At 60.1% G+C, this 19821-nt stretch carries 25 protein-coding genes; 8 read left to right on the top strand and 17 right to left on the bottom strand.

Annotated features, from left to right (window positions below):
• Positions 1 to 21: 21 nt before the first annotated feature.
• Genes ACT67G_RS00845 through ACT67G_RS00810 form a run of 8 tightly spaced genes read right to left on the bottom strand, consistent with a single transcriptional unit; the run spans position 22 to position 4687 of the window.
• Positions 22 to 483 (bottom strand): hypothetical protein, encoded by a 462-nt coding sequence (locus ACT67G_RS00845; protein WP_443662662.1) that lies wholly within the window; start codon positions 481 to 483, stop codon positions 22 to 24.
• The gene (locus ACT67G_RS00840; protein ID WP_443662661.1) at positions 480 to 1694 is read right to left on the bottom strand and encodes a DUF3102 domain-containing protein; all 1215 of its coding nucleotides are present in this window, start codon (positions 1692 to 1694) and stop codon (positions 480 to 482) included. The genes ACT67G_RS00845 and ACT67G_RS00840 overlap by 4 nt, the downstream gene beginning before the upstream one ends.
• Positions 1691 to 3343, bottom strand: coding sequence for a PcfJ domain-containing protein (locus tag ACT67G_RS00835; RefSeq protein ID WP_443662660.1), 1653 nt, complete (start codon positions 3341 to 3343; stop codon positions 1691 to 1693). The genes ACT67G_RS00840 and ACT67G_RS00835 overlap by 4 nt, the downstream gene beginning before the upstream one ends.
• 11 nt (positions 3344 to 3354) lie before the next feature.
• On the bottom strand, positions 3355 to 3696 hold the full coding sequence (locus ACT67G_RS00830; RefSeq protein ID WP_443662659.1) for a hypothetical protein: 342 nt from the start codon (positions 3694 to 3696) through the stop codon (positions 3355 to 3357).
• Positions 3697 to 3713: 17 nt separating this feature from the next.
• Entirely contained in the window at positions 3714 to 4031 is a 318-nt protein-coding gene (locus ACT67G_RS00825; RefSeq protein WP_443662658.1) for a hypothetical protein, read from the bottom strand.
• Between the two features lie 5 nt (positions 4032 to 4036).
• Positions 4037 to 4270, bottom strand: coding sequence for a hypothetical protein (locus ACT67G_RS00820; RefSeq protein WP_443662657.1), 234 nt, complete (start codon positions 4268 to 4270; stop codon positions 4037 to 4039).
• Complete coding sequence (locus tag ACT67G_RS00815) at positions 4267 to 4455, bottom strand: hypothetical protein (RefSeq protein WP_443662656.1); 189 nt, start codon at positions 4453 to 4455, stop codon at positions 4267 to 4269. The genes ACT67G_RS00820 and ACT67G_RS00815 overlap by 4 nt, the downstream gene beginning before the upstream one ends.
• On the bottom strand, positions 4442 to 4687 hold the full coding sequence (locus tag ACT67G_RS00810; protein ID WP_443662655.1) for a hypothetical protein: 246 nt from the start codon (positions 4685 to 4687) through the stop codon (positions 4442 to 4444). The genes ACT67G_RS00815 and ACT67G_RS00810 overlap by 14 nt, the downstream gene beginning before the upstream one ends.
• A gap of 88 nt (positions 4688 to 4775) precedes the next feature.
• Here ACT67G_RS00810 and ACT67G_RS00805 point away from each other — a divergent pair, with 88 nt between their 5' ends.
• Positions 4776 to 5093: a hypothetical protein gene (locus tag ACT67G_RS00805; protein WP_443662654.1), complete on the top strand. Its 318-nt coding sequence runs from the start codon at positions 4776 to 4778 to the stop codon at positions 5091 to 5093.
• A 101-nt stretch (positions 5094 to 5194) separates the two neighbouring features.
• Here the strand turns inward: ACT67G_RS00805 and ACT67G_RS00800 are convergent, their stop codons facing one another.
• The 3 genes from ACT67G_RS00800 to ACT67G_RS00790 all read right to left on the bottom strand — a co-directional run bounded on the left by ACT67G_RS00800 (position 5195) and on the right by ACT67G_RS00790 (position 6171).
• A complete protein-coding gene (locus tag ACT67G_RS00800) occupies positions 5195 to 5458 on the bottom strand; it encodes a hypothetical protein (RefSeq protein WP_443662653.1) in 264 nt (87 codons plus the stop codon).
• Between the two features lie 263 nt (positions 5459 to 5721).
• On the bottom strand, positions 5722 to 5910 hold the full coding sequence (locus ACT67G_RS00795) for a hypothetical protein (protein ID WP_443662652.1): 189 nt from the start codon (positions 5908 to 5910) through the stop codon (positions 5722 to 5724).
• A 75-nt stretch (positions 5911 to 5985) separates the two neighbouring features.
• Entirely contained in the window at positions 5986 to 6171 is a 186-nt protein-coding gene (locus ACT67G_RS00790; protein ID WP_443662651.1) for a helix-turn-helix transcriptional regulator, read from the bottom strand.
• Between the two features lie 141 nt (positions 6172 to 6312).
• Between ACT67G_RS00790 and ACT67G_RS00785 the strand changes: the two genes are divergently transcribed.
• The 4 genes from ACT67G_RS00785 to ACT67G_RS00770 are packed head-to-tail and all read left to right on the top strand — an operon-like array spanning position 6313 to position 10444.
• Positions 6313 to 6780, top strand: a complete 468-nt coding sequence (locus tag ACT67G_RS00785) for a helix-turn-helix domain-containing protein (RefSeq protein ID WP_443662650.1) — start codon at positions 6313 to 6315, stop codon at positions 6778 to 6780.
• Positions 6781 to 6821: 41 nt separating this feature from the next.
• Positions 6822 to 8459, top strand: a complete 1638-nt coding sequence (locus ACT67G_RS00780) for a restriction endonuclease (RefSeq protein ID WP_443662649.1) — start codon at positions 6822 to 6824, stop codon at positions 8457 to 8459.
• Positions 8446 to 9918, top strand: a complete 1473-nt coding sequence (locus tag ACT67G_RS00775; RefSeq protein ID WP_443662648.1) for a recombinase family protein — start codon at positions 8446 to 8448, stop codon at positions 9916 to 9918. The genes ACT67G_RS00780 and ACT67G_RS00775 overlap by 14 nt, the downstream gene beginning before the upstream one ends.
• 7 nt (positions 9919 to 9925) lie before the next feature.
• A complete protein-coding gene (locus ACT67G_RS00770; protein ID WP_443662647.1) occupies positions 9926 to 10444 on the top strand; it encodes a manganese catalase family protein in 519 nt (172 codons plus the stop codon).
• Between the two features lie 60 nt (positions 10445 to 10504).
• Here ACT67G_RS00770 and ACT67G_RS00765 read toward each other — a convergent pair whose 3' ends face one another.
• The 6 genes from ACT67G_RS00765 to ACT67G_RS00740 form a co-directional block, all read right to left on the bottom strand.
• Positions 10505 to 12607 (bottom strand): ATP-dependent helicase, encoded by a 2103-nt coding sequence (locus ACT67G_RS00765; RefSeq protein WP_443662646.1) that lies wholly within the window; start codon positions 12605 to 12607, stop codon positions 10505 to 10507.
• Between the two features lie 42 nt (positions 12608 to 12649).
• On the bottom strand, positions 12650 to 13600 hold the full coding sequence (locus ACT67G_RS00760; RefSeq protein ID WP_443662645.1) for a hypothetical protein: 951 nt from the start codon (positions 13598 to 13600) through the stop codon (positions 12650 to 12652).
• Positions 13601 to 13630: 30 nt separating this feature from the next.
• A complete protein-coding gene (yaaA, locus tag ACT67G_RS00755; protein ID WP_443662644.1) occupies positions 13631 to 14395 on the bottom strand; it encodes a peroxide stress protein YaaA in 765 nt (254 codons plus the stop codon).
• A 6-nt stretch (positions 14396 to 14401) separates the two neighbouring features.
• Positions 14402 to 14863: a thioredoxin-dependent thiol peroxidase gene (gene bcp / locus ACT67G_RS00750; protein ID WP_443662643.1), complete on the bottom strand. Its 462-nt coding sequence runs from the start codon at positions 14861 to 14863 to the stop codon at positions 14402 to 14404.
• Between the two features lie 30 nt (positions 14864 to 14893).
• Positions 14894 to 15934, bottom strand: a complete 1041-nt coding sequence (locus tag ACT67G_RS00745) for an alcohol dehydrogenase (RefSeq protein ID WP_443662728.1) — start codon at positions 15932 to 15934, stop codon at positions 14894 to 14896.
• Between the two features lie 131 nt (positions 15935 to 16065).
• Complete coding sequence (locus tag ACT67G_RS00740) at positions 16066 to 16323, bottom strand: hypothetical protein (RefSeq protein ID WP_325247587.1); 258 nt, start codon at positions 16321 to 16323, stop codon at positions 16066 to 16068.
• 376 nt (positions 16324 to 16699) lie between these two features.
• On the opposite strand from ACT67G_RS00740, the gene ACT67G_RS00735 reads away from it, so the two are divergent.
• The 3 genes from ACT67G_RS00735 to ACT67G_RS00725 form a co-directional block, all read left to right on the top strand.
• Positions 16700 to 17656, top strand: coding sequence for an AAA family ATPase (locus ACT67G_RS00735; protein ID WP_326216343.1), 957 nt, complete (start codon positions 16700 to 16702; stop codon positions 17654 to 17656).
• Positions 17646 to 18926: a hypothetical protein gene (locus ACT67G_RS00730; protein WP_443662642.1), complete on the top strand. Its 1281-nt coding sequence runs from the start codon at positions 17646 to 17648 to the stop codon at positions 18924 to 18926. The genes ACT67G_RS00735 and ACT67G_RS00730 overlap by 11 nt, the downstream gene beginning before the upstream one ends.
• A partial coding sequence (locus tag ACT67G_RS00725) for a hypothetical protein (RefSeq protein ID WP_443662641.1) occupies positions 18919 to 19821 on the top strand: 903 nt, incomplete at its 3' end. The genes ACT67G_RS00730 and ACT67G_RS00725, both read left to right, overlap by 8 nt.

Raw genomic sequence — 19821 nt, 5'->3', positions numbered from 1 at the left:
TTCCTCCCCGTACATCAGCGCTCACAGCAAAAATTCCTTCCAGTTTACCTGTACCGCATGGAGGGGCAACACCGGCTCAAACATCCGGTCCAGCTCCTCCGTCCGGACCCGCTCCATGGGCCCTCCATAGTCCTTGCCGTATGCCACGGACCAGGCCCACCCCTCCTCCGTCAGAGACACCCCTGCCAGGTGCCCCACGGCCTTCGTTTCAAGGCCCAGTTCAGAGAGCGGGTACCCGGGGATCACGATGGCGTCCGGCACCTCGAAGGAGATCCGGACGCCGCTCTCGGCATCCCCGGGCTCAAAAAACGTGGTGTTCTCCAGACGGTTCTGGGCATCCCGCTTCCCGCAGAGTGTAGTGCCCGGGAACAGGCTGGACTCCCAGTAAAAGAACGTCAGGCCCGTCAGGGTGAACCGCCCGTTGGAATAGGACTTGCGGCAGTCAAACCGCTCCCCCAGGCGGCAGGGCGCTTCAATTTTCATGCTCCCGCCGCCTTTTCAATGGCCTGGGCCAGTGCCCGGAGGGCCGCGCGCATCTTCTGCTGATTCTCCGCGCCTTCCTTCCCCACAGCGTCCGCCATGCGGTTCACGGTGTCCTGGGCGGACTGGAAGAGCACCCGGAATGTCACCATATTCTCATTGGCGCTGACCTTGGCCAGGCGGGCGGCGTCCGCCGCCTTCTTCTCCGCCGATCTTGCCGCCTGTTCCGCCTCCTGCATCCGGATATTGGCCTCCCGGGACGCCGACTGGGCCTGTTTGAGCTCCTCCCGGAGCTTCTTCACGTTGTCCTGGGCTTTGCGCTCCATCTCCTCCAGTTCCTTCCGGTGGGCCTTGTCCGCTTCCTCCCGGGCCTGCCGGGCGCCCTCTTCCCGGGCGGAGGCCAGCTGCTCCGGTGTGGCGTCCCGGGCCTCCACCGCAACCTCCACCGGGCGGCTGCGCAGGGCCTGGAGCTCTTCCTCCGCCGCCTGCAGCTGCCGGGCCTTCTCCTCTTCGGCCTCCCGGGCCCGCTGCTGGAGCTCCTTGAGCTGGCGCATGTCCGCCTCCATCTTGGCCCGGCTCTCCTCGGCGGACTTGGCCCGGGCATCCGCCTCCTGGGCTTCCCGGAGGGCCCGGTCCCGGGCCTGGATGGCCTCTTTCAGCTCCTTGGCCGTCATCTCCGAGGCTGTCTTTTCCACCCCATTCACAGAGTGGGTCTCAGCCACGAAATTTGCCCGCTCAGATTCCGGCAAAGCTAAGAGCGCCAAGGCTTTGGAGGCTCCCAAATCCGCGATTTCCGCGGATTTGGAATACTCCCTTGCAATCTGCATAAATTCCTGGGCACGCCGTTCCGAAATGTCCACTTTTTCCCGCAGCCAGGGCAGCCATTCCCCGTGACCCAGCTGGGCCTTGGCCTCCAGCAATCGCTTTCCAATTTCGATGATGGCGCCGCCGGCCTGGCGCTTGTAAAAGAGAATCTCCTCCGTGATGAGGTCCAGGGGCTTTTCCTCTGCGGGCGGCTGCCCGTTCATCCCGAAGTCCCGGGCCAGGATGGCCCCCTCCCCGTCATCCTCTTCCTGCTCCCGGCGGGCGCGGGCCTCCATCTGCTGCCTGTAATAGGTATCCGTCATTTTATAGGCCGCCTCCATGGGATCCACCCGGGGCGGTTCCTCCATCCCCAGCTCCGCCGCCAGGGCCTTTGCCTGTTCCAAACTCATGCCGCACCTTTTCCTTTCTTCTTTTGCTGTTTCATGGGCCGGATATGCTCCAGCCACGCCGCCTCAAAGGCCTCCACCGCCTTTGTCCTGCCACAGTTGCACTTTCCCCGGTTCTGGATCACTGTAAAGTCTTCTAGGTTTAACTCTAAGGTGTACCAGGGCTTGTCCGGTTCAGTGGCCCTCCGCAGGAAAAAAATTGCCGTTTTTCCGCCGGCGTGCTTGTCCTTGTAGGTGGCCACACAGTGGCTCAGGGTCTTCCCCTCTGTGTCCAGCTCCTCCGGCGCCCCGCAGGGCCGGATCAGGATGCCGCCGTGCTTCCATGCCAGCGGCGCCAGAGCCTCCAGCTGCCTGGCAAAAGCCTCCTGCAGCTTCTTGTTTTTCTCCGCCCGGTCTTTGGCCCGCTTGGCCTCCTCCCGGGCCCGCAGCTCCTCTGCCACCCGGTCGTGTGCCCGCAGCAGATCCTTGGGAAACCGGACGTGCTCGTCGGTGAGGTCGTAGCCCTCACCCCGGGCCATGCGCCAGTAATCCTCCAAAATATGTCCATCTGCCCGGCGATCCTTTGTGCTCTGCCGTTTCAGATACCGCACCGTCCGCAGAAGAGGCGCTTTCTCCTCCTCTACCATCCGGCGGCACCAATGGAGCCGGGCGGCTTTGCAGTCTTCCAGATCCTCGGGAATACGCAGCTTGATGCCCTTCTCCCGGCACAGCCGGTAGAATTGTAGCTCCTCTGTCGTCCACTTGAACGCCCGGCAGGACCGGAATTCCTCTTTGGTGAGGCCCAGCATTTTGGCCGGGCGCTTTTCCTTCCAGTTGATTTCCGGCAATTTCGGTACGCCTCTGGCCCGCTCATAGCTGTACCGGTAGGATTCATCCCGGATCATTTCCCCCACCAGAGCACCGCAGCCCTGGGTCACCAGGTTCTCGATATTCCGGTGCCGCTGCCAGAGGCGGAGGTAGGTCACGGGATAGGGCTCCTTTGCCGCCCTCATGTAAAGGTCCAGCTTGCTGTTCTCCGCCGTGGAGCCGATCAGCAGCCTGCGGTCCCAGGGATACACCAGATCAGCCTCGCCCCAGTTGTCCAGGCAGGTCTTGCGCTGCTCCCAATGTCCGAAAAAGCTGATGGTAGTCATCCATTTGATGTAGCCCATCAGCCGCACTACCTTGTGCTCCTCCACCACATAGGCCTCGTACTGCCGGCAGGAGATGAGCTCCTCCCCAGTGCAGCGGATGAACTTTCCCACGCACCAGCCCACCAGGGCCAGCTTGTCTCCTACCCGGGTGACAGTCAGGGGCCAGTATTCTTTCCCCCAGTGTCCTCCCCGGCCCCGGCCGATGTGCAGGGCTTCGGCGCTGCAGCCGCACATGGGACAGAGGACGTGGTTTCCGTTTGACACGGGATGTCTGCTCTCCGGGTCAAGATATCCGAAGGTGTTCCCTGGATTCGGAATTCTGTCGGCATACATGGTCCCGCCGCAGGCGGAGCACCGCAGCTCCGCCATCCGCTTGCGCTGCCCAGTCAGAGGATCATGCACCCAGGCGGCCTTGTACCAAATCACATGCTCCTGGAGCTTCCCCCGCTTTTGCAGCCAGGGAATCAGTCCCTCCGGCGGCTCCTGGGGCAGCTCCGCCGCATAATCGTGCTGTTCCATACCGTCACACCTCACAGAAAGTCCGCCAGATCCACCGATACGGCTCCGCCTGCGAAAGGCTTGTCCCGCCTGGGATCCGGCAGGCCGTAGAACTTCCGCAGGATGTCCTCTGCCTCCACCGGTGTCACGCAGGCAAAGTTCCCCGTCTTATGGGAATCCGCAAAGGCTTTGATCTTCTTCTCCGCCTGAACGATCCCCATTTCCGGGTTGTCCAGGTCCTGGGCGATCAGCTCAGCACTTGCCGATTCCCGCCGGCAAATGTCCATCAGCTGCTCCGCCACCATCCAGGGCGCGGAACGCGCTTTTACCTTGCCCTGCTGTTCCCTGAGTTTTCGGATTGCTTCTTCCACCATGGGTCCTTCCTCCTTTATCACACCAGCTTCCCGGTGCGGTACCCCCGCCGCCGGGCCCTCTGCAGCAGGTATTCCTCGGTTTCAGCCGTCTTTTGGCAAACATCGCACATATGGGATGAGCCGTAGTAGATCTTCCCGCAGCGGCAGCAGATATTCCGGGGCGCTCCAGGGATCCGCTGTTTGCACTCGCACCGGGCGGCCACCTTGCCCCAGGGCACCCCCCAAAATGCGGCGGCTTCCACCGTGGCCAGCTCCCAGTTCTCCGCCACAACCCATGCGTCCGTGTGGCCCTCACAGCCCACTTCCCACAGGATTCTCTGTTTTTTCTCTGCCATGATCTTCACCTCCGTTTAGGCTGTCCCCGCTGCTTCATTTTCCGAAACCGCTCCTTGCTTGCGCAGATGTAGTCCCGCTGGATCTGCTTCTCAAAGCGCTCTCCGGCGGATCGATCCCGGTTCCCGGCCTGCTCCTCCTGCCACCGGCCCCAGGCTTCGCACCGCCAGGTGCCGTCCGGCCCCTGCCCGTGGCATCCTACATACCGCTCCCGGCAGTCCTTACAAGGTCCCAAATTCATTCCCAGTCCTCCGTCACCAGCAGCGCCTGATACAGCTGCTCCCGGCAGGAAAGGCCCGTCCAGCTGCTGTTTGCCCGCATAGTCAGCAGCAGCACCAACGCTATGACTACCACCGCCGCGATGGCCGCCTGTTCCGGCGTCAGACCACGGCGAGGCTTTTTCCCCCGGTAGCTAGCACACTTCATTTTCCTCACCATTCCATTCTCTTTTGTAAAGCGCCATGGCCTGCTCCCGGATATAGGTGGACTGTTCCCAGTCCACCAGGTCCACCACCCGCATGGCGTCCGCCAGGCCACAGATCTGCCCGTAGTAGATCATCGCCGTTGTGCGGTCCCCGCTCTGTATCTCTCGGATCATGTCTTCCTGCCGCCGCTCCAGCAGCCGCTGGAACTTCATCTGCATTTCGGCTTTTTTCATAAGTACCCCACCGCAAAAGAAAACGATCTCCCGTTTTGACTGCCGCGTCTGCCTGGTGTATACTGGCGGCAGAAGGGAGAGACACACCATGTTATTTTTTGAGAGCATTTCTTCCCATCCGGACGACGGAACCTGCGATCTGTTCGTCCAGCTTCACCCCGCCAGCGTCTTTCAGGACATTCGCCCTGTGCGGGAGTGGCTGGTTTCAGAGTTCTCGGCAGTGAAGATCTTCGGCGACTCCTTCTATCTGGCAGCGGAAAACCTCTACGAATCCGATAATGTGGACTCTTTTTGTGCTGACCTAACGGATTTTATCGGGGAGCGGTTTCCAGGTCTGGAATTCATTGTCTGTCCTACCTCTTCGGTCCACCACATTTCCTACGAGAGGTCCGATGTCGAGGAATAACGTACTTTTTCTGCACTACAATCCCGTGTGAGTACACTTTTTCTATTATGTATCTGCGCCCGCCCTGTCCGGCGGGCGCATTTTTGCGGTCCTCCATGGAATCATCTCCCTCTGCCGTTCTTCTTCCGCTTCTTCCGCTCCGCGGCAATCTCCGGAAACACCTCTTCAAAGGCCGGAAGTCCCTCTGCCCGGAACTCCGCCCGCCCGGCGTAAGCCGCGTTCAGAGCATTCACGTCCCGCACCGCCAGCACATAACTGCGCTGCTCTTTTGTCAGCTCGTCCAGAGGGTAGTCCACCCCGTCGATGGTCACCAGCGACTCTCCCCAGAAGTGGTATCCGCTGGGCGTAACCAATTCCTGCAGCAACTCCCTCACCTCCTGAAAGCACCCTATGTGGGGCGCAGATTGTCCTATGCTCCAGTTGCACCTCGTATTTCTCCGCTGTATAATTCCGGTAGAAAGGAGGTGATTTTATGCCTTACGACTATATGAGCGAATATTACACGCCATTTGAGCAAAACCTTGCCCTTGTCTGGGCAAATGCACATTTTTCCTCGTGGTATCAGACACACAGAAATTCTTCTTACAAGGATCAGGAAAAGGAATTCTTTGACTGCATCGAGGGAGGCCTACATGTCGCGCTTGAGTTCCGAAAGCAAAATGCCTGATGCCTTCATGGCGAGTTTTCTTTTGATCTGCTGACAGGCCAATTCAAACTCTTCCGCCGTTGCCCCTTGATCTGCCGCTGCTGCAATCAGCGCCAGTTCGAGGGGCTTCACGTTTGGATACGCTGCATAAATAGGTTGTTCAATGCTCATGTGGGTCCCCTTTCTCGTTATCCGGGACGAACTCGAAGGTGATTTCCATACTGGCATACTCATTTGATTCATTCCTTATGCTCCCTCATAGAACCGCGTCCACTCAAAACCCATGGCTTTGCCAATTCGCTTTGCCATCTCCACAGACGGCCTCCTGCTTCCGGTTTCGATGGATGCGTATGTGCTTTGCGCAATCCCGATCTCTTCTGCTACTTTGTATTGGGATTTCGGCCCCCGGATCTCTACCAGCCAGTCACGCATATGCGCACCTCCTTTTAACTCTATCTGCGTTTATACTATCATCGCTAACTGCGTTTGTCAACGCATTTTGCGTTTGTTTTCTCGAAAATTATAATCGCCCCTTGCATTTGGCATTTTTCTCATCCAAAATAAACGCAAGAGGTGATTATTATTTTCAGATTCAGAATCCGGGAGCTGCGCGAATCCGCCGGTTACAAATCGCAGCAATCTTTTGCGGATGCCTTTGGCATTGCGCAATCTACTGTTGGCGGCTGGGAATCAGGAAAACGGGAGCCGAACTATGATACGACTATCCGTCTTGCGGATTTCTTCCATGTAAGCGTGGACTATTTGCTTGGCCGGACGGATCAAAAATCAATGGCTGAATTGGACACGCTTTCTTCCTCTGCTTCCGCTGATGCGCTTTTAACTGCTGACGGCCTTTTCCTTGAAATCACGCGCCTGTATGGCGATAAAGTGGCATCTGCTTTTACAATGTACGTGAATCTGGATTCTGAGGATCGCGGAGAAATCCGTGGGCAGATGAAGCAAATGCTGAAATCCAATAAGTACACTGCATCTTCTTCCGGCAGCCCATTTCCCACCGCATCCGACGAGTCGGCCGTGTGATCTATGTGGATTTTTATGCAAGCGAAAAGTAGGTGAATTTCTTGGAGGTTGCAGTCTTTCTGGTTGTCCTCTATATTCTTCTGGCTCTCCTTGTGCGATTTTTTTGTTTTCTCTCTGGAAAAACCAAACACGACGCTGCCAAGGCAGAACTTATTCGTAATAGAAAAGATTTGCTGAAGGAACAGGAAGACTTTCATAAATCCAAGCAAACTTTTGAATACGAAAAGCAGCAATTTGAGAAGGATCGTCAAAACCTGAATGAGCTTGTTCGGAAGCGGGCTGTGCTTCTTGCTCAGAATGTTTCGTCACGGCCATATCTCCAATCCACACCCGCTTTTCAGGCTATTGCACAATGTGACGATTCCACGTACGATCGCCTTTATTCTGCTTTGAATTCTTCTTTTTCCATCGTGTCTCCTTTTGATATTTCGGCACGTATTATATCTTCCGATGGTTCTGAGTACATAACAACACTTCATTCATGCAGCTGCCCTGATTGTCAGATCCGGAAACGCGTATGTAAGCACATGCTTCGTCTGGCTGTTGAAACCGGACTTCTTTTCCATGAATCCGGACTTTCTCCTCTCAAAAATGAAGTTTCTGCACTATTGGACCAGCGTAAGGAGCTTTTGGCGGAAAAAGCATCATTGGCCCAGGAGAAAGAACACCTATCTCAAAAGCAAAAACGAATTCAAAATATTTTGGATGAGACAAGCCAAAAGTTTCCGTGGGTCGCAAAATTGTATTCTGATTGTTTCGAGGCACTTGAAATCAGATATGCAGACTATCTGGAAACCAAACCTCATCCAGCCCATTCAACTGCAAAACGAATGGAGCAGGCCATCAGGCAGGATCTGTCTGCCTGGCGCCGCCGGTCCAAGGAATATGAGTTCCAGCTCAATTTTTATGAATCCCTCTTTCCCTGGCTGACTTCATTTAAAGAACTCCCTCCTTCCGCTGCTTTTGAAGCGGTTTCCGAAATGGAATCTTCCTGTGATGACAACACAATGCTTCGCAAATGGATTTCTCCCGAAGAGTACCAATCCCTTAGTACGACAGAACGGTATCAGCTCGCTCTGGATCGTTATGTGTCTCGCGCAAAAAGCGCCTGGGATGTCGGAATCGAATACGAGCGATATATTGGCTACCTCTGTGAAAAATCCGGATATTCGGTGTATTACAGCGGCGCTATCAAATGCAAAGAAGATATGGGCCGCGACCTAATTCTGGAAAAAGAAGGGACGATTGTTCTAGTCCAGTGTAAGCGGTGGGCCCGTGAGAAAACGATACATGAAAACCATGTATTTCAACTGGCTGGCAGCACATATGAGTATCAATACACTCACCCGGAAAAGAATGTCATTGGCGCCTTTGTAACCACTATCGACTTTTCTCCGGTTGCCGTACGTTGCGCTGAACTGCTGAATATTCGGTTGTTCCCTAATGTTCCTTTCTGCGAATATCCCCGAATTAAGTGCAACATCAGAAAAGATGCGAACGGAGATCTTCAGAAGATCTACCATCTTCCCATGGACCAGCAATATGACCGTGTAAAAATCACTCAGCCTGGCGAATGCTATGCCGACTCAATATCCGAAGCGGAATCCCTTGGTTTTCGCCGTGCTTACCGTTGGCGCAATCATATCAATTCCGGAGGTGATACTCTTGCCAACAACTAACTCGCTCCCCAAAATTGCCGCCGCTTATATCCGGGTCTCCACCGATGACCAGGTAGAATTCTCCCCGGATGCCCAGCTGGTGGAGATCCGCAAGTATGCCGCCGCCCATGGCTATGTCCTTCCCAATGAGTTCATCTTTCTGGATGAGGGCATCAGCGGCAAACATACGGAAAAGCGGCCGGAGTTCAACCGCATGATCGGCACCGCCAAGCAGAAGCCCCGGCCCTTTGACGCCATCCTTCTCTGGAAGTTCTCCCGTTTTGCCCGCAACCGGGAAGACAGCATCGTCTACAAGTCCATGCTCCGCCGGGAGCTGGGCATTGACGTCATCTCCATCAGTGAGCCCCTGGCCGACGATAAAATGAGCATCATCATGGAAGCCATGATCGAGGCCATGGACGAATACTACTCCCTGAACCTTGCCGAAGAAGTCAAGCGCGGCATGACGGAGAAAGCCCGCCGGGGCGGGCTCCAGAGCACCCCATCTTTCGGGTACCGGGTGGAGAACAATGTGCTGGTTCCGGTTCCGGAGGAGGCCGCCCTGGTCCGATCCATCTTTGACCGCTTCATTGCCGGCGAAGGTCTCTTCCCCATCGCTAAGTGGCTCAATGACATGGGGGTCAAGACCCACCGGGGAAACCGCTTTGAAAACCGCACCATCGAATATATCCTGCGCAATCCGGTCTATATCGGCAAGATGCGCTGGAACCCCTCGGGCCGAACCCGCCGGGACTTCTCCAATGAGAATATCATCCTGGCCGACGCCCAGCATCAGCCGCTGATCTCACAGGAGACCTGGGATGCTGCTCAGCGCCGTATGGCTGCTGTCAAAGCCCAGTGGAAGTATCACGGCCGCCCCGTCACAGAGCATAAGCGATGGATGTCCGGTCTGATCCGCTGTGCCGACTGCGGCAGCACACTGATCTTTGCCTCCCCCCACTACTGGAAGTGCAACGGGTACGTCCGGGGCCGCTGCAAAAGCACCCAGCATATTACAGATGAAAAGCTGACGGAGATGCTGCTCACCCTGATGGAGCGGGACACGCAGCAGGAGATCCCCATTTCCTATCACATTGTCCGCCCCCGGCCGGAGGCCATGGACGAATCCGCGCTGCTGAAGGAACAGCGCTCCCAGCTGGACGCAAAGCTGGAACGATTGCGGGAAGCCTATCTCTCCGGCGTTGAGGACCTCACAAGCTACGCCGCCGCCAAGTCTGCCCTGGAAGAGCGGGCCGCCCAGATCGACCAGCGCCTCCAGTCTCTCTCAGCCCCGGCAGATAAAAAAGCGGCCGACCTGCTCATGAAGGAGCAAATCAGCCGCTGTCTGGAGATATTACGAGATCCCAGCGCCTCCATGGAGCAGAAGCACACCGCCGCCCACGAAGCCATTGACCGCTGCATCTTTTCCAAGGAAGACAATTCCCTGCGCATTTTTTACCGTCTTTTTTTGTCTGAGTAATAGTCTATTGCAGTATGGCGGGCCCGACGGCGAGCTGGGGGCTTCCCTGCGCTACCTCTCCCAACGCTACTCCATGCCCTATCCCGAACTCAAGGGGCTCCTCACCGACATCGGCACCGAGGAGCTGGGCCATCTGGAGATGATCGGCACCATCGTCCATCAGCTCACCCGCAACCTCACGGAAGAGCAGATCAAAACCGCCGGTTTCGACGCCTATTTCGTGGATCACACCGCCGGTGTCTACCCCACCGCCGCCTCCGGCTCCCCCTGGAACGCCGCCGGCATGGCCGCCAAGGGTGATCTCATCGCCGACCTTACGGAGGATCTGGCGGCGGAGCAGAAGGCCCGAGTCACCTATGACAACATCCTGCGCATGTCCGACGATCCCGACGTCAGCGACGTCATCAAGTTCCTGCGGGAGCGGGAAGTGGTTCACTTCCAGCGCTTCGGCGAGGGGCTGCGGCTGGCCAAGGATAAGCTGGATGAAAAGAACGTCTACTATCTGAATCCGTCCTTCGACAAGTAAAAGCCAATAAAAGCCAACGGCAAGGCCGCCCACAGTCCGTGGGGCCTTGCCGTTTTTTTCTCACTCCAAACCCATCTGCCGGGACCGCAGGGCGGTGGAGACGGCGATCTTCTTGACCTCCCCGTCGTCCAGAGCGATGATGGCGATGTCTCCGCTGCGGCTGACCAGCGTGCCGTGGCCGAAAGTCTTGTGCACCACCCGGGCACCGGGAATATAGTCCTTTGCCTGGGCGGCGATCCGGTTCTCCTCCGCCCGCCGCACCGTGACGGGCTTTGAGGCAGGCGTCACCGGCACTGTCTTGGGCGGTGTCTTGGGCGGGAAGATTTCCCGGGAAAACGCGGATTCCAGGCCCACCTTCCGGAAGGTGACGATCTGGAGCTCCTCCCGGGCCCGGGTCATACCCACGTAGAACAGCCGCCGCTCCTCCTCATAGGCGTCCAGCTCCTCCTCGGTTGCCCCCTCATCCGGCAGGGATTTGGGAAAAAGGCCGTCGGCCACATCCATCAAAATCACCCGCTCATATTCCAGCCCCTTGCTGGAGTGGATGGTGGAGAGCACAAAGGGACACGTCTCGTCGGTGGAACCCCGCTGTACCACTGCCCGGAGCTCCTCCAGCCGCTCCAGAAGGCGTTCCGGATTGGGCTCCTGGGCCCCCAGGGCCTCCAGGATATCCGCCTTGGAGGCGTCGGCCCCCCGCTCCTCCAGATAGGCGCCGTAGCCCATGTAATGCACGATGCGGTAGACAGCCTTGTCCGCAGGTTCATGCAAAAGGTTTGCGAGGTGGGTCTGAAGGGCTTTGCATTGCTTTTTCGTCCAGGGCGAGGCCGCCGGAGAGGCGGCGATGTACCCCAGCAGGGTCTCCCCCTCCCGCTGGGCCCAGGCGATGGCCTCCCGGGCCAGGGCTTTGCTGATGCCCGCTCCCAGCTTGTAGTAGAGGGTCTCAAACAATGTCCCGTCCGTGGGATCCTGGGCAAAACGGATGATGTCCGTAATGTCCCGCACCACCCGGTTGGTGAAAAAGAGGCTCTCCACCTGGCGGCAGCGGTACGGGATGCCCTGGCGGTCCATCTGGTCAATGAGGGGCAGGGCGCTGTCGTTGTCCCGGTAGAGCACGGCGGTCTCCGCGGTGCAGTTCTCCGCCACCTTGCACAAATACCGGTACTGCTTGAGCCGGTCGTAGACAGAGATCTCCCGCACCGCCGGGCCGCTGCCCCGGGTGGGACGCATGTGCTTAGGCCGGCGGTTTTGATTGCGCTGGATGAAGGTGTCCGCCGCCTGGACGATGGGCGCCCTGGAACGGTAATTTTGCTCCATGTACAGCACCTTGGCGTGGGGATAGACGGCGTCGAACTGCGTCAGGGCCTGGGGCCAGGCGGCCCGGAAGCCGTAGATGCTCTGGTCCTCGTCCCCCACCATGAAGAGGTTGCCGCTCTTCCCCGCTAAAATGCGGATGATGGTGTGCTGGATCCGGGAGGTGTCCTGGGCCTCGTCCACGCAAACGTAACGGTAGCGGTCCTGAAGCGTCTCCAAAATCTCCGGGTACCGGCGCAATATGGACAGGGCGTAGACCATCTGGTCGTCGTAGTCCATCCGCTGACGCTGGCGCAGGGCCTGGTTGTAGGAGCGGAAAAAGGCCGGGAAGTCCACGCCCTCCGCCTCCACCGCCGCCAGTTCCTCCCCGGAGAGCATCTGGTTTTTGGCGTAGGTGACGGCGGTCTCCAGGGCCCGGACAGTGCTCTCCGTGGCAAAGTCCCGGCTCTGGGTGCGGTAGAGCTGGGCCATCAGGGCGCTCTTTTCCCCGCCGTCCTCCAGCACAGAAAAGGCGGTGCGGCCGAAAGTCCGCTCATAGAGGCGGATGATCCGGCTGCACACGCCGTTGATGGTGCGAAACTCCAGCTTCCGGGCTTCCTCCTCCCCGAACAGGGCGGCAAAGCGGGCGGACATGTCCCGGGCGGCGGACACCGTATAGGTCATGGTGAGGATGCGCTCCGGGGGGATGCCCGTTACAAACCGCATATAGCCCAGCCTCGTCACCAGCACGGTGGTTTTGCCGCTGCCGGGTACCGCCAGCAGCAGCACCGGCCCCTCCACCGTCTGGACCGCCGCCTCCTGCTGGGGATCCAGATTGGGGGAAAATTGTGCCTTGAATTGGGAAAAATCCATGTAATACTCCGAAATGTTCCGTGATTGCGTGCTATGAAGATATCAGGTGGCGAGGCCCGCCCCCAGCACCAGGGCGTCCAGCTCCGTTTGGGCGGCAGACTGCTCCGCCTGGGCCCTATGCAGCATCTCCTCCAGCCGGGAGAGCACCTGGGCGATCTGGCCGCGGGTGCTTTGTACCTGCTGCTGGGACTTACTGATCTGGTCCATCACCGCCCAATCGGCAAAGAGGCCGTCGAAGAAAAAGTCCGCAAAGCGGAGGAAGCCGTCGATGCTGACGTGGAGATCCGCCTGAATATCCCCCACATCCACCAGCTCCGTCCGGAAGCGCCGCAGCTGCACCTGCAGCTGCTCCACCGCCGCCTGGGCATTGTCCAGATGATCGTGCTTGGCAAGGTCGGCAATGAGGCCGCCTCCGAAGAGGTCCCAGGTAGCCCAGCCGTCGGCACTGTCCAGGCTCTGGAGGATCCGGTCTGCCGTGGCCAGGGCCTCCTGTCCGGCGCTGACAGCCTCCCAGATCTCTTTTTCCTGGCTCTCCAGGCCGGAGATCCGCTGCTCCAGGCGCAAAATCTCCTCGGCGGCGGGGCTGCCGGATTCCTTCAGGGCCTCCTGCTTGCGGCGCAGCGTCTCCTGGTAGCGCGCCTCGCAGCCCGACAGCTGGGCAAGCTCCGCCTCCTTGCGCTCCAGATCTTCCTCCACCGCTGCCAGCTCCCGGGCAGCGGCGTCGTATTTCACCCGGGCGGCATAGGCCTCCGCCCGCTCCTTGGTGAGTTTTTCATCCATTTTGCCGATGACGCCGTAGAAAAACGCCGCCAGGCTGTGGCCCTCCAGCCGGTCCACGTCCGCCTGCTCCGCCAGCTTGCTTCGCTCCAGTTCCGCGGTCTTCTCCGTCAGCTGCCCTTTCTGGGCCCGCAGATCCGCTGTCATAACCTCCAGCTGCCGCTTTCGCTCCGTCTCCCGGTGAAGCCGCTGCAGCTCCTCATCGTACATGGACATAGGCGCTCTCCTCTCTCTTTCCAGGCTGGGTCAGGGCTCCTTCGCCTCTTCCTGCCGCAAAAATACATAGGTCGTCTCGTCGGAGTGCTCCGGCGAAAAGGTGTAGTGCAGACGGTCAAAGCCCCGCAGGGCCTCCGGTTCCTCCCCCCGGATCTGGGCCAGGTAACGCACCATCTCGCCCCGGGCCATTTTGCAAAGGGTTCCCTTCTCCACCACCTTGCCGCGAAGCTCCTCCCCAAAGACGCAGGTGATGAGCTGTGTGCCGGGCTTTTGGTGCCGGGAGACGCAGAGGCTGTACTCCTTGGAAGCCAGGTTCACCACGCAGTCCGTCTCCCGATAGAGTTGGTCTGCAAGCAAGTTTCCCCAATAGCTGTAAAGGTCTTTTCCAGACTCCGTTTCCAGCCTTGCCTGCATCTCCAGCCGGTAGGGTACCACCCCGTCCAGGGGGCGCAGCACCCCATAGAGCCCGGAGAGGATCCGCAGGTGCTCCTGAACATAGGCAAACTCCCCGTCGGTGAATACCCCCGGGGCCATGTACTGATACTGGATGCCCTGATAGGCCAGAAGGGCGGGGGTCAGTCCCGCGCGCAGACCTGGCGTGCTTTCCAGCTGCCGGGCGTTCCGGGCGGTGAGGGCATCGCTGCACTGCCAGAGGGCCTGCAGCTCCTGACGGGACATGCCCTGCAATTTACTGTAAAGTGTTTCTGCTTGCTTAAGAAAGCAGGGCAAGTCTTTCCAGGGAAGCGTGTCCGTGTCCGCCTTCATCTTTTTTGCCGGTGAAATGATGATCCGCATGCTGTCTTATGCCTCCGACAGGTAGGCCAAGATTGCTTCCGCATTGGTGTCCGGCTTCACCTTGGGCATCACTTTTTCAATGACTCCCGCCTCGTTGATGAGGTAGGTGGTGCGCACCACGCCCATGCTCACCTTTCCGTAAAGCTTCTTCTCCTGCCAGACGCCGTAGGCCTGGATGGCCTGGAGCTCCGGGTCGGAGAGGAGCACAAAGGGCAAGTCGTACTTCTGGGCAAATTTCAGGTGGGAGGCCACGGAATCCTTGCTGATCCCGATGACCACGGTGTTTTTCTCCTGGAAGGCCCCGTAGCTTTGGGCGAAGGCGCAGGCCTGACGGGTGCAGCCCGGAGTGTTGTCTTTGGGATAAAAGTACACGACTACTTTCCTGCCCAGAAAGTCAGAGAGGCGGACCAGGTTTCCGTCCTTGTCGGACAGGGTAAAATCCGGGGCTTTCATGCCAGCTTCCAGCATATTCGATTCTCCTTTTCTGCATGTGACTTGTTACGGATCCGGGGTGACGGCCACCTTGATGACACCGTCCCGCCGGTTGGCAAAGAGGTCATAGGCCTCCTGAATGCGGCTGAGTGGATAGGTGTGGGTGATGAGGGGCACGGTGTCCAGCTTCCCTTCCTCGATCAAAGCCAGGGTCTCGGCGCAGTTGCACCCATCCACGCCGCCGGTCTTGAAGGTCAGGTTCTTGCCGTACATCTCCGGCAGAGGCAGCGTCTGAGGGCCGTCGTAGAGAGCCACCACCGTGACGATGGCGTTGGGCCGGGCGCACCGCCAGGCCATGCGGAAGGTCTCGGGGCTCCCCGCCACCTCCAGCACCGCGTCGGCGCCGCCGTGGGCGCTGTAAGCCTGCACCAGCTCCTCCACCTGCTCCGGGCCCACCGTGAGGACTTCCGGGTAGTGATCCCGGACAAATTCCAGCCGGGCGGGATCCTTGTCACAGACGATGATCCGCCGGGGGCCGTACAGCCGGACGCACTGGAGGGTGCAGATGCCCGTTGGGCCGGCACCGATCACCAGCACCGTGTCCTCCGGATGGATCTCGGAGATCTTGGCAGCCCAGTACCCGGTGGCCAGCACGTCCCCCACCAGCAGAGCCTGCAGGTCCGTGACAGCGTCGGGGATCTTGGTGAGGCCCTGGTCGGCGTAGGGCACCCGGACGTATTCCGCCTGGCCGCCGTCGATGCGGCAGCCCAGGGCCCAGCCGCCGTTGGGATCCGTGCAGTTGTTGACCCAGCCGTGGCGGCAGAAGAAGCACTCCCCGCAGAAAGTCTCCACGTTCACGCTCACCCGGTCTCCCGGTTGAAGTGCCGTGACGGCCTCCCCCACCTGCTCCACCACGCCCACCATCTCGTGTCCCACCGTAATGCCGGGCACCGCCCGGGGCACGGAGCCGTGAAGGATGTGCAGGTCGCTGGTGCAGATGCTGCTCAGGGTGACTTTGACGATGGCGTCCCGGGGATGGCGCAGCGTGGGTTTGGGCTTGTCCAGCAGCTGGAACTTCCCGGGTTCTACATAGGTATAGGCCAGCATAGGCGCTTCCTCCTGCTCTGCATTCATGTTCTGCTCCTTATTATAATCGGCGGCACGTGCCCCGTCAACGTCCGGCGGCAAACGAAAAAACCGCCGCTCCCTTACAGGAACGGCGGTTTTCAGTTGCCTTCTCAGCAGGCTTCCTCGGTGTCCTCGGACATCAGGTCGGCCACCATCTTCATCAGAAGCGCGCGATCCTCGCGGCGGTCCGCAAACAGCTCCAGGGAATCGCCCTTCTCCTGGATCAGCTGGCCCACGGCCACATAGCAGGACAGGGAAGACTTCAGATTAAAAATGTCTCCCTCGGGGCTCTTCAGATAGACACTACCCTCGCAGGATTTCACGGTATCCAGGAACTCCCGGATATCAGCTTCAGAACGCAGTCGCATGGGAAACACATCCTTTCTATTATGAATATTGAATAAGTTGAGCTCTGCATCCGCAGTGCCCGCAGCCTCTCTCGACTGCGCCAATAGAGTACCACGAAGGAGCGGCGGTGTCTATGGATGATGTGGATAAGGTTTTTCTGACTGCCCAAGTCCTTTTTTGACAACTCACACAAAAACATATGAATTTTTTATAGCATAACGACGATGCGTAATCGATTTTCTTTGAAAAAAGAATCCGCTGAGCCGGAGAAAGTCCGGCAGTGGCCCCCGATGGCCGGAACCCGGCGGCCTTGCTTTTGACGGTGGATTTCGCTACAATCATCCCATGTGATTCCAGCCCTCGGGGAGGGCTTTCAAGCAAAGGAGCAACGAGACTATGGACATTCAAAAACTCTCCCAGGACATCCTGCGGGAAACCGGGAAAATCGTGGTGGGCAAGGATGACCGCATCCGCCTCATCATCGTGGCGGTGCTCTCCGACGGCCATGTACTGCTGGACGATCTGCCGGGGGTGGGCAAGACCACGCTGGTGAAAGCCATCTCCATCGCCCTGGGCTGCCGGTCCGGGCGCATCCAGTTCGTGCCGGACATGCTGCCCAGCGACATCATCGGCATGCAGATCTACAACCAGAAAACCGGAGACTTCCAGCTGCGCCAGGGGCCGGTGATGACCAATCTGCTGCTGGCCGACGAAATCAACCGTGCCATCCCCCGGACCCAGTCGGCCCTGCTGGAGGCCATGGAGGAACGGCAGGTTTCCATCGACGGGGAGCGCTACCCCCTCCCCGCCCCCTTCCTGGTACTGGCAACGGAGAACCCCGTGGAGTCCGAGAGCACCTTCCGCCTCCCTGCCGCCCAGATGGACCGCTTCCTCATCCGCATCAGCATGGGCTATCCCCAGCCGGAAGAGGAAGTGGAGATGCTGCGGCGCCTGGGGGACGCCATCCCCTTTGACACCGTGCAGCCCGTCACCAACGCCGAAGAGCTGGTCCAGGCACAAAAGCAGATTGCCTCCGTCCATGTCTCCGACGCGGTGGCAGCGTACATCGTGGCCCTGGCGGAGGCCACCCGCTCCCATCCCCAGCTGGTGATGGGAGCCAGCCCCCGGGCCACCCGGGGCCTCTACCGGGCCTCCAAGGCCCTGGCAGCCATGGAGGGCCGGGACTTCGTCACCCCCGACGACGTCAAAACCCTGGCCCGTCCGGTGCTGGAGCACCGGCTGGTGCTCCAGAGCGGGGCCCGCTTCTCCGGCGCCACCGCCGCCTCCGTGCTGGAGGATGTGCTCTCTCAGACGGCGGTACCCGCTGCGGACATGCCCGGCCATGTGGGATAAGCCGATACTGACCCACTCCAGCAATCTGGTGTCCCTGCCGGCCCTGGCGGGAGAGCTGCTGGGCGGCGTGCTGGCGGCCTTTTTCGGCCAGGGCGCCCTGGCGGCGGTGCTGCTGCTGATCTTCCTGCTCTCAGGCACCGCCCGGCTGTGGGGCCGTCTGGCGCTGCGGCAGGTGAAGGTGCGGGTGACGGGGGGCAGCCGCTGCCTTTTCCCGGATCAGGAGACCACGTTGGAGCTGGAGCTGCAAAACGACAAATTCTTCCCCCTGGTGTGGCTGGAGCTGTTCTTCCCCCTGGATGAGCGGCTGAGCCTGGTGCCGGAGCGCAGCCGCCGCCCCGACGACTGGGAAGCGGCCTCCCTGCGGGAACAGAAGGCCAACACAGAGCTGGTGGGCGGCATGCGCCTGCGGCCCCTTTTATGGTACGAGACCACCCGCATCTCCTGCCGGTGGACGGCTAAGTGCCGGGGCGTCTACAACGCCGACGGCTGGCGGCTGCGCACCGGGGACGGCTTCGGCCTCACCTGCCGGGAGCGGGCGCTGCTGCGGCCCGGGGAGGGACGCTTCGTGGTCTATCCCCGGCTGACGGACGTGTCGCCGGAGCTGTTTTTGCGCAACCTCTGGAACGCCGAGACCGGCGCCCGGGGCGTCATGGAGGATCCCACCGTCATCCGCTCCACCCGGGACTATCTCACCACCGACTCCCCCCGGCAGATCAACTGGCGGCTGCTGGCCCGGGGGCTGCCCCTGACGGTGAACGTCTACGAGTCCATCCTTCCCCGCAGCGTCCATTTCCTGCTGGACGGGGAGAGCTTCAGCGGCCCGGAGCCCCATCCGGAGGCCCTGGAGGAGACGCTGAGCATCCTGGCCTCGGAGCTGGTGCGGCTGGATCAGGCCAAAGTCCGCTGCGGGCTGAGCCTTTGCAAGGGCAGCGCATCCCCGGCGGTGACGCTGCCGGCGGCCACCGCCGGAACGGAGGAGCTGCTGTGCGCCCTGGCGGCCTATGATCCCCTGCCGGAGAAGCTGGACGAGGCCGGGAATGTCATCCCCCAGGCCTCCCGGTTCGACACCGGGCCGCTGCTGGAGGCAGGCCCCTCTGTGGGACGGTACTACTACATCACCTACGACACCGCCCCCCTGCCGGCCCAGACGCTGCTCCACCACCTGGATCATACCTGCCTTTCCGTACTCACCTACCGGGAGACGACCCCCTACGGGGAGTTTGAGACGGTCCCGCTTTGCCATCTGAAGGAGGAGAAGGCCCATGGATGAAGCCAAAAACCACGCCCTGCCCACCTTCGCCATGCTGGTGGGGATAGGCTGTATCCTCTGCACCCTGGTCACGTTCATCACCATGGGCCATGGGGACAACGGGGGCTGCTTTCCCCTGGTGCTGACGGTCTACGGCCCGGTGCTCTTTGGGGTGAACCGGCTGTTCCTCCGGCGCCAGCGCACCATGATGTCCCTGACCCTGCTCAACATCGGTGCCCTGGCGGCGCTGCTGGTGCTCATCTTCCTCACCGGCGGCTACCAGGGGGCGGCCATGGCCATCATCACGGTGCTGGTATGCGTATACCCCACCTTCCAGGCGGGGCAGCGGGCCCTGGAGCCCCCTCCCGTCTTTGCCCAGATCCTGACGGTGGACGCCTCCTTTCTGGTGCTGCTGATCTTCACCGGATATACGTCGGCCATCGGACAGCCCATGGAATACTGCCTGCCCATCTGCGTGGGCTGCGCCGCCTCCCTGCTGGGACTGATCCTCCGCCGCAGCGGCGGGGAGCTTCACGGCCGGGGCTGGGCCATGGTGGCTGCCGCTTTTGTGGGGGTATTGGCCCTGCTGTGGCTGCTGGTGTCCGTGGCCGCCGCGCCGGCGGGGGCCGGGGTGGTACGGCTGTGGACAGGCCTCAAGGCCGCCCTGGAGGCCTTGGGCCGGCTGCTGGGACAGCTGATCTTGTTCCTGGCCTCCCTGCTCCCGGCGCCGGAGACCGACGGCGCATACCAGATGGAGATGGAGAACCCGGCGATCCCCCAGATCCAGGAAACCGTGCGGGAGCTGAGCCCCGGGGTGCTGATGGTGCTGACGGCGGCAGGCATCATTCTGGCGCTGGTTCTGCTGACGCTGATCCTGCGGGCCCTGTCCCGGCTGCGCATCGGCGGTACCCGGCGG

This window comes from Dysosmobacter sp. (assembly GCF_052306735.1).
Taxonomy (GTDB): Bacteria; Bacillota; Clostridia; order Oscillospirales; family Oscillospiraceae; genus Oscillibacter.
This window is presented reverse-complemented; position numbering and strand designations above follow the sequence as displayed.

What these genes read in the sequence shown, in the direction of transcription:
- ACT67G_RS00845 (WP_443662662.1), bottom strand. Translation starts at nt 483, where the DNA reads ATGAAAATTGAAGCGCCCTGCCGCCTGGGGGAGCGGTTTGACTGCCGC.
- ACT67G_RS00840 (WP_443662661.1), bottom strand. Translation starts at nt 1,694, where the DNA reads ATGAGTTTGGAACAGGCAAAGGCCCTGGCGGCGGAGCTGGGGATGGAG.
- ACT67G_RS00835 (WP_443662660.1), bottom strand. Translation starts at nt 3,343, where the DNA reads ATGGAACAGCACGATTATGCGGCGGAGCTGCCCCAGGAGCCGCCGGAG.
- ACT67G_RS00830 (WP_443662659.1), bottom strand. Translation starts at nt 3,696, where the DNA reads ATGGTGGAAGAAGCAATCCGAAAACTCAGGGAACAGCAGGGCAAGGTA.
- ACT67G_RS00825 (WP_443662658.1), bottom strand. Translation starts at nt 4,031, where the DNA reads ATGGCAGAGAAAAAACAGAGAATCCTGTGGGAAGTGGGCTGTGAGGGC.
- ACT67G_RS00820 (WP_443662657.1), bottom strand. Translation starts at nt 4,270, where the DNA reads ATGAATTTGGGACCTTGTAAGGACTGCCGGGAGCGGTATGTAGGATGC.
- ACT67G_RS00815 (WP_443662656.1), bottom strand. Translation starts at nt 4,455, where the DNA reads ATGAAGTGTGCTAGCTACCGGGGGAAAAAGCCTCGCCGTGGTCTGACG.
- ACT67G_RS00810 (WP_443662655.1), bottom strand. Translation starts at nt 4,687, where the DNA reads ATGAAAAAAGCCGAAATGCAGATGAAGTTCCAGCGGCTGCTGGAGCGG.
- ACT67G_RS00805 (WP_443662654.1), top strand. Translation starts at nt 4,776, where the DNA reads ATGTTATTTTTTGAGAGCATTTCTTCCCATCCGGACGACGGAACCTGC.
- ACT67G_RS00795 (WP_443662652.1), bottom strand. Translation starts at nt 5,910, where the DNA reads ATGAGCATTGAACAACCTATTTATGCAGCGTATCCAAACGTGAAGCCC.
- ACT67G_RS00790 (WP_443662651.1), bottom strand. Translation starts at nt 6,171, where the DNA reads ATGCGTGACTGGCTGGTAGAGATCCGGGGGCCGAAATCCCAATACAAA.
- ACT67G_RS00765 (WP_443662646.1), bottom strand. Translation starts at nt 12,607, where the DNA reads ATGGATTTTTCCCAATTCAAGGCACAATTTTCCCCCAATCTGGATCCC.
- ACT67G_RS00760 (WP_443662645.1), bottom strand. Translation starts at nt 13,600, where the DNA reads ATGTCCATGTACGATGAGGAGCTGCAGCGGCTTCACCGGGAGACGGAG.
- yaaA (WP_443662644.1), bottom strand. Translation starts at nt 14,395, where the DNA reads ATGCGGATCATCATTTCACCGGCAAAAAAGATGAAGGCGGACACGGAC.
- bcp (WP_443662643.1), bottom strand. Translation starts at nt 14,863, where the DNA reads ATGCTGGAAGCTGGCATGAAAGCCCCGGATTTTACCCTGTCCGACAAG.
- ACT67G_RS00745 (WP_443662728.1), bottom strand. Translation starts at nt 15,934, where the DNA reads ATGCTGGCCTATACCTATGTAGAACCCGGGAAGTTCCAGCTGCTGGAC.
- ACT67G_RS00740 (WP_325247587.1), bottom strand. Translation starts at nt 16,323, where the DNA reads ATGCGACTGCGTTCTGAAGCTGATATCCGGGAGTTCCTGGATACCGTG.
- ACT67G_RS00735 (WP_326216343.1), top strand. Translation starts at nt 16,700, where the DNA reads ATGGACATTCAAAAACTCTCCCAGGACATCCTGCGGGAAACCGGGAAA.
- ACT67G_RS00730 (WP_443662642.1), top strand. Translation starts at nt 17,646, where the DNA reads ATGTGGGATAAGCCGATACTGACCCACTCCAGCAATCTGGTGTCCCTG.